The 9960-nt window shown below is 35.1% G+C and carries 11 protein-coding genes and 1 pseudogene; 1 reads left to right on the top strand and 11 read right to left on the bottom strand.

Going from position 1 to position 9960, the window contains the following annotated elements; all coding sequences use genetic code 11:
• Positions 1–72, bottom strand: a pseudogene (locus C1H58_RS12005) (deoxyribose-phosphate aldolase); the annotation flags it as partial.
• A 30-nt stretch (positions 73–102) separates the two neighbouring features.
• Positions 103–1473, bottom strand: coding sequence for an MFS transporter (locus C1H58_RS12000; protein ID WP_165546305.1), 1371 nt, complete (start codon positions 1471–1473; stop codon positions 103–105).
• A gap of 551 nt (positions 1474–2024) precedes the next feature.
• On the opposite strand from C1H58_RS12000, the gene C1H58_RS11995 reads away from it, so the two are divergent.
• A complete protein-coding gene (locus tag C1H58_RS11995; RefSeq protein WP_165546303.1) occupies positions 2025–2759 on the top strand; it encodes a GntR family transcriptional regulator in 735 nt (244 codons plus the stop codon).
• Positions 2760–2819: 60 nt separating this feature from the next.
• Here C1H58_RS11995 and C1H58_RS11990 read toward each other — a convergent pair whose 3' ends face one another.
• The 9 genes from C1H58_RS11990 to C1H58_RS11955 all read right to left on the bottom strand — a co-directional run bounded on the left by C1H58_RS11990 (position 2820) and on the right by C1H58_RS11955 (position 9873).
• Entirely contained in the window at positions 2820–3650 is an 831-nt protein-coding gene (locus C1H58_RS11990; protein WP_165546302.1) for a CPBP family intramembrane glutamic endopeptidase, read from the bottom strand.
• A 114-nt stretch (positions 3651–3764) separates the two neighbouring features.
• Complete coding sequence (locus C1H58_RS12425) at positions 3765–4034, bottom strand: helix-turn-helix domain-containing protein (RefSeq protein WP_347563076.1); 270 nt, start codon at positions 4032–4034, stop codon at positions 3765–3767.
• Between the two features lie 538 nt (positions 4035–4572).
• Positions 4573–5307, bottom strand: coding sequence for a trypsin-like serine peptidase (locus C1H58_RS11980; protein WP_165546301.1), 735 nt, complete (start codon positions 5305–5307; stop codon positions 4573–4575).
• Between the two features lie 421 nt (positions 5308–5728).
• Positions 5729–5926: a trypsin-like serine peptidase gene (locus C1H58_RS12240; protein ID WP_207623139.1), complete on the bottom strand. Its 198-nt coding sequence runs from the start codon at positions 5924–5926 to the stop codon at positions 5729–5731.
• A 57-nt stretch (positions 5927–5983) separates the two neighbouring features.
• Positions 5984–6142: a hypothetical protein gene (locus C1H58_RS11975; RefSeq protein WP_165546300.1), complete on the bottom strand. Its 159-nt coding sequence runs from the start codon at positions 6140–6142 to the stop codon at positions 5984–5986.
• A 116-nt stretch (positions 6143–6258) separates the two neighbouring features.
• Positions 6259–6516, bottom strand: coding sequence for a hypothetical protein (locus C1H58_RS11970; protein WP_165546299.1), 258 nt, complete (start codon positions 6514–6516; stop codon positions 6259–6261).
• A gap of 538 nt (positions 6517–7054) precedes the next feature.
• Positions 7055–7783: a trypsin-like serine peptidase gene (locus C1H58_RS11965; protein WP_207554621.1), complete on the bottom strand. Its 729-nt coding sequence runs from the start codon at positions 7781–7783 to the stop codon at positions 7055–7057.
• Positions 7784–8086: 303 nt separating this feature from the next.
• The gene (locus C1H58_RS11960; protein WP_165546298.1) at positions 8087–8854 is read right to left on the bottom strand and encodes a trypsin-like serine peptidase; all 768 of its coding nucleotides are present in this window, start codon (positions 8852–8854) and stop codon (positions 8087–8089) included.
• Positions 8855–9285: 431 nt separating this feature from the next.
• Complete coding sequence (locus C1H58_RS11955) at positions 9286–9873, bottom strand: DsbA family protein (RefSeq protein ID WP_165546297.1); 588 nt, start codon at positions 9871–9873, stop codon at positions 9286–9288.
• Between the last annotated feature and the right edge of the window lie 87 nt (positions 9874–9960).

Genomic DNA, 9960 nt, shown 5'->3' with positions numbered 1-9960 from the left:
GATTTGATCAATTTGTTGACGTGTTGATTCTGGTTTTAACAACGTATGATCGATATATTTTTCAAATTTCATAATTTGATCTCCTTCTCTTTTTCATTCTTTTTATTGTTCGCGATGGGATGTCACTTTTGACTGTGTCCAGCGATTAAGGATAGTAAATAGAATAAGTCCAACCACACTGAGTAGCCCTAAAATAATTAAAATCATTCCGAAGTGCGTATTCATCGCATCTTTTCCCGGGAAATTTAAAGGTTGATAGTCAATTAGTGCAGCCGCTAACGCGATTCCTACAGAGACAGCTACATTAATAATTAAATTGTAGAAACCTATCGCTACCCCTGTCACTTTAACATCAATCGTTTTGATTGCTTCATTTAAAAGTGGTGCGTACATTAATGCAAAGCTACCTGCAAAGAATATCATGGAACAAACAAAAATGATAATGTGATGACCAACCGCAAATGCAGGTAAAATCAAACTCAAAGCAATTAAACTAATCGCAGTAATAATTGCTTGTTTTGAACTAAGAAATTTCGCAATTTGGCCACTCAATGCACCGACAATAACTGCTACTACATAACCCGGTAAAAGTAACAATGATGTTGTATCTAATTTTACCTCGTAAATTTTTTCCATGATAAAAGGAAATGTAAAAATATAGCCTAATTGAATTGCATACATAATGAAAACAATAAATAAGAATGACGTATAGCGTTTATTTTGAAAAAATGCTTTATCCACTAACGGATGGCGTGCATTTTTAATGTAAAATGCAAAGATAATAATAATTGCTAATGCAGCCATCATGTATAGCCAATTGAAATGTGTAATAAACAACATGACCGTTGTCGCAATAGCTGCAATTAATATTAAACCTATAAAATCTAAGTGCGCTTTATTTGTATTTTTTTCTTTAGGTAAATATTTAAAAAGAAATGGTAATGTAAACACAACAATCAGCGCAATTAAAAACATATTGGTCCAATGCAAATAAGTCGCAATAAAGCCACCTGATAAGGTCCCAATCACAAGGGATAGCGAATAACTACTTGTGCTTAGACCCAAGTACGTTTTTTGATCTTCTGTTGATAAATATTTTGCCACGTAGATGACATAAAGTGTTTCAGCTGCTGCTAGTCCGGCCGTTTGAATAATACGTCCAATCAAAACCATTGGAAAATAGTGTTGAAAAATATAACCAATGATTGAACCTGTAATGATAAGAAAAACACCGTAAATAAACAGCGTACGAATGCTCACCGCATCAGATAACGATGCATAGACCACTGCACCAATACCAATGACAAGTCCTGCTAACGTGGCTTGCCAACTTACAGTCGTTACAGAAATGTTTAAATCATTTGCAATCGCGACTGAAATCAATTTAAAAGAATTATCAATCACTAAACTAAACACAAATAGAAATAATAAAATGGGAACTGCTTTTTTAACTTTAGAATAGTCCATAGTTATTTCGCTCCTTGAGTCTGAGACCAATACACATTTTCACCTACAAAAAGTCTCTCTATTTTAAAATGGTAGTAACTGACTGAATGACACATCTGTGGAAAACATCTTAAAGCTAAGCGATTTTCTAATCTTATTTTTAGGTCTGTTTCCATGATTCAAACATATTGTACATTACACTTAACAACACTTTTATTCACCAAGTCATGTCACGTGACCCACCACTTCGCGAATAACATTTAACACTACACTTAGCTTTAAAACATCCTCAACAAACTTGTATACTAATTTGTCTATTTGTATACCTATTTATATAATAAACCTATTTTAAAACGCTTTCAATACTTGGCTTATGACAAAATTAAGAACATCACGAACACGAAAAATTTTTAGTCACTCAGATAGAGATCAAGGTGCCAATTACTGCCCTTGACTCATGTCATATTGTCTATAATTCATGCCATTATCTTCATAGTTCAATCAAATTTATTGGTCCACTTCAACTTTAAAGTGTTGTATGATGATAGGAGAGAATGATTGAACTGGAGGTTTGTTTCATGGCGTCGCAATCACAGCCTAAATTTTTAACGATCTATAATACATTGTATGAAGAAATTCAAATCGGCAAATACCCGAGCGGGCAGGCATTGCCTACAGAGAAGACGCTATGTCAAAGATTCCAAGTGAGCCGAATGACATTGAGACAAGCGATCAAACTTTTAGTAGAAGATGGTATCGTGGAAAGTACACGCGGGAAAGGTCATTTTGTTCTCCGTCAAAAAGTGGCACACCAAACTTCAAGTATGGGTCTATTAAAACATCCGCTTCAACAGGTTTCAATACAACCTATATCACTGACTTCTATGCATTATCGTGTTGACCTCGAAAGCGAATACACTAACCACTTATTCCCAAACCATCCTACAGCTGTTATTGCGATGGAACGTTATTATGAACATGCACAAAGTTCAAATGAAGCTTCAGCGGCCTTTTGTTTTAGTTTTATTCCTCTTCATGTGATTGATACATTTAAAATCAATACTCAAAGTGAACAAGCGATGCGTGATTTTGTGGAAAATACGATTTATCAAAATTCAACACAATCCAATTTAAAAATCAGTATCACCCCTTCACCAAGTTTTCAATATCAACACTATACCTTTGAAGGGGGCAAAGACTGTTGGTTAATCATTGAAACCATCTATGCGCAAAACCAATCTCCAATTATGATTAACAAATGGTATATCCCACAAGAAAATGCAGAGTTGATACTATCGCGGATCCAACAGTAGGGAGCGGGACAGAAATCTATTTGATTTCGTTGTCCCGCCCCGGCTCTGTTAATAGTTAATTTACATATTCACTTTTGCTGTTCTCTGTCGATATAACATCATTAAAATGACACTAGCATAGCCAAGTATTGAAATGAGGGAAGCATCCATACCGTATTGACCTCCAGTGACCAATGGATTATGGGATTGTATCACATATTGAACTATCCCGTAGTCGCTTTTAGCTGTCACCATTGGAAAGAGGCCACCCGTGATATTCCATAGTGCGTGCAATATCACGCTTGCCCAAATTGAATTGAATGTATACACAGTAATGCCAAACATCACACCCACCATCGTACCCCCGACCACTAATAACACAAAATCCAAGTCGACTAACTTGCCATTGAATAAATGAATAAAACCGAATAAAACAGATGTTACCCCTATGGCCCAGACACGGTTTGTTTTAACTTCAATGTATTTTAACAGTACACCCCTGAACATCATTTCCTCAACAATAGGTGCCACTATCCCCCCAATGAAAACAGCCTCAATTAACATAGCACTGTAATCCGTTACTTTACCAATCGGTGTCCAGTAGAAAACGCCCGGCACAAATATAATATAAATGGCGATAACAAAGACAGGCAGTAAAACACCTAACATTATACAAAATCGTAATCCGCTGAATCGCTTTACTCTAAAGTATGCCCAATCCCTTTTTAAACCTTTATATATCAATAGTTTCATTAAAAAGATAAATATCACACCGTAAGTTACACCGTGTAATAGATACTCGACGCCTTTTAAATCTAACAAATGCCATAATACAGCCAAATTTTGCGAAAAAACAACAATCACAAATAATACTAAACACATGCCTATTATTTTAATTATATTTTTCAACAAATTCTTTTGCCTCCTTTAACAATCATTTAATAATCAACCGAAAATTTGACTCAGTGTTCCACAAATAATAATGACAAGCAGTAATACAAACCACCATTTTTGTGCAAGAAAAGTTCAGGCATTGATTGGTTTTTCAACCATATTAGACGTCCCATTGTCCCCCCTTGTTCCCACTTCATGTCCATTAACGAGTTCATCAAGACTGACATTGAAAAAAGAGGCAAGCTTATTTAACATTTGGATATTGGGCTCGATTGTCCCTTGTTCCCACTTGGAAATCGTCTGTCTCGTCGTATGCATTTCTATTGCTAGCATTTCTTGTGTAAGTTCTTTTTCAATCCTTAGTTTTTTAATTTGCTCTGCTAATCGCATTGTATTCACCACTTTTTTCTATTTTATCAAACATACCTACGCCCTTATACTTATTATTTTTGCGCATGATGCCTCAAATTTTGAGCATAACGCGCTGTTTCATATACATTTTCGTATACATTCATTATTAATAATACAAAATCTTCTTGAGATTAAAAAAGGTAAGTCACAAAATAAAAAAATGAACGAAGCGTTACAAGCAAGTGATGATGGAATGCGGACAATAACTGATTTAATCATTAAAGGATGGAGGAAAGAATATGAAAAGATTTTTAGCCATAGAACGCTAATTGTATATGTATGAAGGCAATGCGCACCAAACAGCATTGACAATAACACGGATAAAAGATAAAAATGTAACAACGTCATCCTTAATATACAGAGAGGAAGACCATTCTAAAATAAATACAGAATGATCTTCCCCTATTCTTCAGTAATAATTAAGTTTACCGTAAAAACAAAGATTTAAAGCGTCATTATTGGTGTGTTGCTTTACACTATCAACGCTTTTAGAAGTGCTTCTTTTCTCATTCGAGTCTCGACTTATCCTTTATTTTTTTATATTGGCTTTTATAAATTGAATCACATCTTGATTGAAGAACACACCATCTGTTATTTTGGCATGGACATCTTCAGGACCCCCTCTTACGATTCCAACGACTTGCTGTTGGTCATTATATATTGGGGAGCCGGACTGTCCTCCAACTGTATAAAGGCTCATCACAAATGAGCTACCATTGATTTCTGTAATTCTGCCATCAGCCTTCCACATCGTCCCACGTGCTTTGTCTCCAGGATAACCTGCTGTATGGATACGATCGCCGACTTGTGTGGCATTCGCGTCACTCAATGACAATATCCCTGCGTTCTGATCAAATTTTTTCATAGGCGGTTCAATTGTTTGAGGTTTAACATGTATAACGACTAAATCTTCTTCTCCAGGAAAAGGAATCACTTTTTCTGCTTGATAAAGACCGCCATTGCTTCCAGCCGTTGCCATTGGTGTAATACGCACAGCTTCTGGATGATCATACTGCCAACCTACGACATGTTTATTGGTTACCACTGTATGAGGTCCCACTACAACACCACTGCCTTGATGCTCAGAGTTACCTACCGCAACAATCGCTTTATAAGGGGATTGCGTAACATCCTTCACTTGTACACGATCATCCGCATACGCATGTGCCACATTATGTGTATTTACAACAGAGGCTTGCATCGCATATGTACTTGTCAAAATCGTAAATGCTGTAAGTCCTTTTACCAAAATATCTTTTTTCATCATCGTCACTTCCTTATATATTTTAATCTCCAATATCGTTCAACTTTTCAAAGGCGTTCAGGCACTTTGGACAAAGTTCCTTTTTTCAGACTATCAGCACAGTGCCCTGCAGTTAAGACTTTGTTCGGTGCACTCACTACCCCTGTTCCAGTCAAACTAACTTAATCCACAAGGGGTGTACTTTTTCAGTTTTTCCTATCGTATGCTTGATTTTTCACGCATATCCTAATCAACTACATTATAATGTGCCATCTCTGCTACATAAGACACTTCTATCAGCGTAATAAACGACAAGAAAAAAATGAATAAAGCTTGAATCACAAGTTTTTCATGTCACTAATTTTTTCTTGATTTTGCATAACAGATAAACGCTGACATACTACTAATCATCACTTGATATAAAGCGCTTACATTTATGGTTTTATAGCTCTTGTTTTACACAGTTTAAAATATTTTGTGTGAATATTGTACCTCTATTATATAAACCAGTGCTTGTACCTACCGAACCAGTATGTACACCAATGATATTATTTGTTTGTTTATTAAATATGGGTGCCCCAGATTCTCCGGAGATTGTGTCTGCTGTATAGTATGCTTTATTGCCATCCTGAAAGCCCACTAATGACGAAGAGGACGATTGTGTATGAACGTGTAGTTGTTCAAACTTATCTGAAGGTTATCCTGTAATTTCTACTTCTTTACCCTTACTGTTAGCCAAGGGTTGCAATTGTATTGGTTTGACAACTTGTCCTATAGAAACACCATTATGGAGCTTAAGAGCGATAATCGCAATATCATACTGGTCTTCATTATGGTCCATATTTTGCTGTGGCACTTTAATGGCTTTGTATTCAAATTGTCCAAACGGTTGTTTAACACCATTTAAACCTGGTGTGACCTTAGACTGTTGTGTAAGTCCATCATATTAGGGATTATAAACTCAATGTGCTGCTATAATGACCTTACTAGGCGCACAATGACCGTGCCACTACAATCTTCATAAACATTGTGCCATTTTGACTTAATAAATGTAATGGATTGATATGGGGCAAGGGTTGTGTTTTGAACTTGTGTCCGTGAGTCTTTGCCAATAATTTTATAATTCGTATAGTCAGAAGCGTACGTTGCTTGGGTTAGTGCTATAAACGCTAAAAATGCAACCGTTGCAGTCTTTACAAGAAATTTGTTCATTGCATTCATTTTCTTCACAATTATTTTATCTCTTTTAAATAGTATAATAATTTTATATTTTTTGAACTAAAATATTACAAGTTCTCCCGTTTTTAAAAATAATATTAACATATTATCAATATTATAATTATATAAAAATGATAAAAAATAAGTTTAAACTATATTTTAGATGTTTTGATAAGCTACCACTTCTAAATTAGCGAAGCATAAAAAGTTATCCATATCAAAATCATAAACAACCACCCAAGCAACATAGACTCAATCTAATAATTTTCAATCTATAAGAAGCCCCTAAGCAAGTGCGTCAGAAGTACCAATTTTTAAGGCAAGCCTAGCGCGGATGAGCATGGATGAATATGATAACGTCCCATAACTATTATTTTCATTTAGAAATTAAAAAGCGCATTCAGCAATACAACTGTGTGCTGAATACGCTCAATTATTAAATCGTAGCGATAACTCGGATGATGTCTCTCTTTTTCTCAACTCGAGTGGCCTTTACTAAGGCAAAGCACACCTGTCAAATCGATTTCTGACTTATGACCTACTTGATGATCTAAAGGTTTTGTTTAACCCAGTTATAAATTTCGTTCGTAAGTGTTGTGCCTCTGTTCGTTTCAATATTTTTGCCTTTCACATAACTTGTATGCACGCCAAAAACTTTATGTGTCTTTTTATCCAAGAGCGGCGCACCTGATTGTCCACCTGATGCATCAGTCGTATAGTATGCCATGTTGCCCTCTTGTTTATCAATGACACCTGAATCTGTCCACATTGTTGGCGCTTTGAAGACATGGAACTTATCTGATGGGTAGCCTGCAACTTCAAAGTTTCTTCCAGTAAAGTCATCGCCACTTTCTAGCTCGAGTGGTTTCACGACCTTACCAATAGAAGCGCCTGATCGAGGTTGCACATCAACAATTGCAATATCGTATGCTCTCTTTTGATTTTCAATATACTGTTGCGGCACTCTCACATGCGTTGAAACAAATTCACCATAAGGGTTGTAAGTCGCATTTAAAGCCGGTGTGATGCCTGTTTTTTTAACAAAGCCGCCGTTGTTCGGATTATAAACACAATGTGCTGCAGTAAGGACTTTGTTCGGTGCAATGACAGTACCTGTACAAGCGGCATTGGCTTTATCCCATTGTACATTTAAATAAGCAATGGCTTGGTACGGTCTTGCTGTTGTATTCTCTACTCTTACACGTGTGTCATTATCAATAACATCATATGTCGTTGTATCTGCTGCATAAGATGCTTGTGTAAGTGTGATAAATAACAATGATGCGACGGATAAGGTTTGAGCTATCGTTTTTTTTCATTTGACATTCCTCTTTCTTTTAAATTAAATGATATGACTTAAGTACAAATTGCATCGATCAATGCTTGGGGCAAACCCTTATTTTTATGTGTTTGCCCCGCTTCGGTTGTTTGTAAATCAAGGCCAACAACACGGGGACACTATTCATCTAATAACGTTTGTGACCTACCGTTCTCACCTAGGAAAGACTTTAAATAACAGGGAGATAACTAACTGGGTTGTTCTATGCTTTAGCAACCGAAATTTAATCAATTCCCACTTCTACTACAAGTTTTGTTTCACCCATTTTAAAATGTTTTTTGTAAATGTTGTGCCTCTGTTATATAAACCTGCATTTGTTTCAACAGCACCTGTATGTACACCAATGATATTATTTGTTTGTTTATTAAATATGGGTGCCCCAGATTCTCCAGAAATGGTATCTGCTGTATAGTAAGCTTTATTGCCATCTTGGAAATCAACCAATGATGAAGATGACCATTGTGTTTGAACACGTAATTGCTCAAACTTATCTGACGGATATCCTGTAATTTCTACTTCTTTGTTTTTACTATTATCGGATGCTTCTATTTGAATTGGCTTAACGACATTTCCGATTGAAACACCATTTCTAGGTTTGACATCAATAATTGCAATGTCATATTGATCTTCTTGATGATCCTTATATTGTTGCGGCACATTAATATCATTAGATTCAAATTGACCAAACGGTGCGATTTTGCCATTTAAACCAGGCGTTATTTTTGACTGCTCTGTTAATCCGCCATGCTCTGGATTATAAACACAGTGTGCAGCCGTAATCACTTTATTAGGCGCAATGACAGTACCGCTGCAGTCTTCATAAACGTTATTAAATTTAGATTCAATAAAAGTAATCGATTGATAAGGGTTCAGCGTTGTATTATTTACTTTTACACGACTGTCCTCACCTATAATCTTGTAATCAACATGACTCGAGGCATATGAAACTTGTGTGAACGCCATAAAAGACAAAGAAACAACTGTTGCCGTCTTTAAAAGAAATTTGTTCATTGTACTCAACTTCCTTCTCAATTATTTTATTTCTAACTAAAGAATATAATATTTTTATCTTTTAATCAATAGAATCTTAGAATTTTTTTCAGTTTTAAATAATAGTATTAATAAGGATGGAATACTATAAATTTGTATATGGATAGTTATATATAAATAGTTAATTAAAACAGTAAATGTACTTTATTTTAGAAAATTTAATAAATTAACTTCTAAGCTGGAAATATTCTTAGGAGATGAAGATGCCACTTCATATGACTTGATTAAAATACACATTTCAATCAAGCTAATGTGGTAATTATAAAAAGAATAAAGCAGGAGGTTAGGAATCATCCTCGCCTCCTGCTTATATTCAAAATGAAAGTGACGTGCTAGGCCATGTGTGTAATCACTATGCATTTTCCTAGCGCTCACGAATATTTAAAATCATATTATGCCTTTAATGCATCATCAATTTTCTTAAATACCTCATCTTTATTTAATGGATCACTTACTTCTTCGCCATTAATTTTTAAAGTAGGTACCAATTTAACTTTATCGTTATTTGCTCTAATTATATCTTTTTCTGCACGTTTCCATGCCTCACTATTTTCAGTTTTATATTCCTTTTTAATTTTATCTTTTTGTTCTGTACTAATGGATAAACGATCGATTTGCTGATCGATTTTATCATGCGTTAGCCATTTCCCTTCGTGATTCGGTTGTTGCTCAATTAAATGATGGTGAAATGTCATAAATTGTTGTGGCGCTACGATTTGTATAGCTTGTGCCGCTCTTGCTCCCTCAATCGCATCGTTACCTAAAAATGCCACATCTATCAATTGATATTGAATTCGATCTGTTTCATACTTTTTCTCTATTTCTTTCATTATTTTCTGATCGAACACTTTACAATAAGGACATTTATAATCAAAGTACTCAACGATATTGACTTGCTTTTCGTGATGCTCCTCTTTCTGACAAGCGGTGAATACAACAAGCACTAAAGACATCATTAAAAAATAAAAAATTTTCTTCATTACTGACTCTCTCCTTTTACACTATCCTGTGTATTACTTTAATAAATATAACTGTTAATAATTATTTTTAAAAATGTATTCTTAAAT

It is taken from the genome of Staphylococcus sp. 191 (assembly GCF_011174885.1).
In the GTDB taxonomy this organism is placed as follows: Bacteria; Bacillota; Bacilli; order Staphylococcales; family Staphylococcaceae; genus Staphylococcus; species Staphylococcus coagulans.
Note: the sequence above shows the minus strand (reverse complement) of the source record. Positions and strands in the feature narration are given on the sequence as shown.

What these genes read in the sequence shown, in the direction of transcription:
- C1H58_RS11995 (WP_165546303.1), top strand. Translation starts at nt 2,025, where the DNA reads ATGGCGTCGCAATCACAGCCTAAATTTTTAACGATCTATAATACATTG.
- C1H58_RS11980 (WP_165546301.1), bottom strand. Translation starts at nt 5,307, where the DNA reads ATGAAAAAAGATATTTTGGTAAAAGGACTTACAGCATTTACGATTTTG.
- C1H58_RS11960 (WP_165546298.1), bottom strand. Translation starts at nt 8,854, where the DNA reads ATGAACAAATTTCTTTTAAAGACGGCAACAGTTGTTTCTTTGTCTTTT.
- C1H58_RS11955 (WP_165546297.1), bottom strand. Translation starts at nt 9,873, where the DNA reads ATGAAGAAAATTTTTTATTTTTTAATGATGTCTTTAGTGCTTGTTGTA.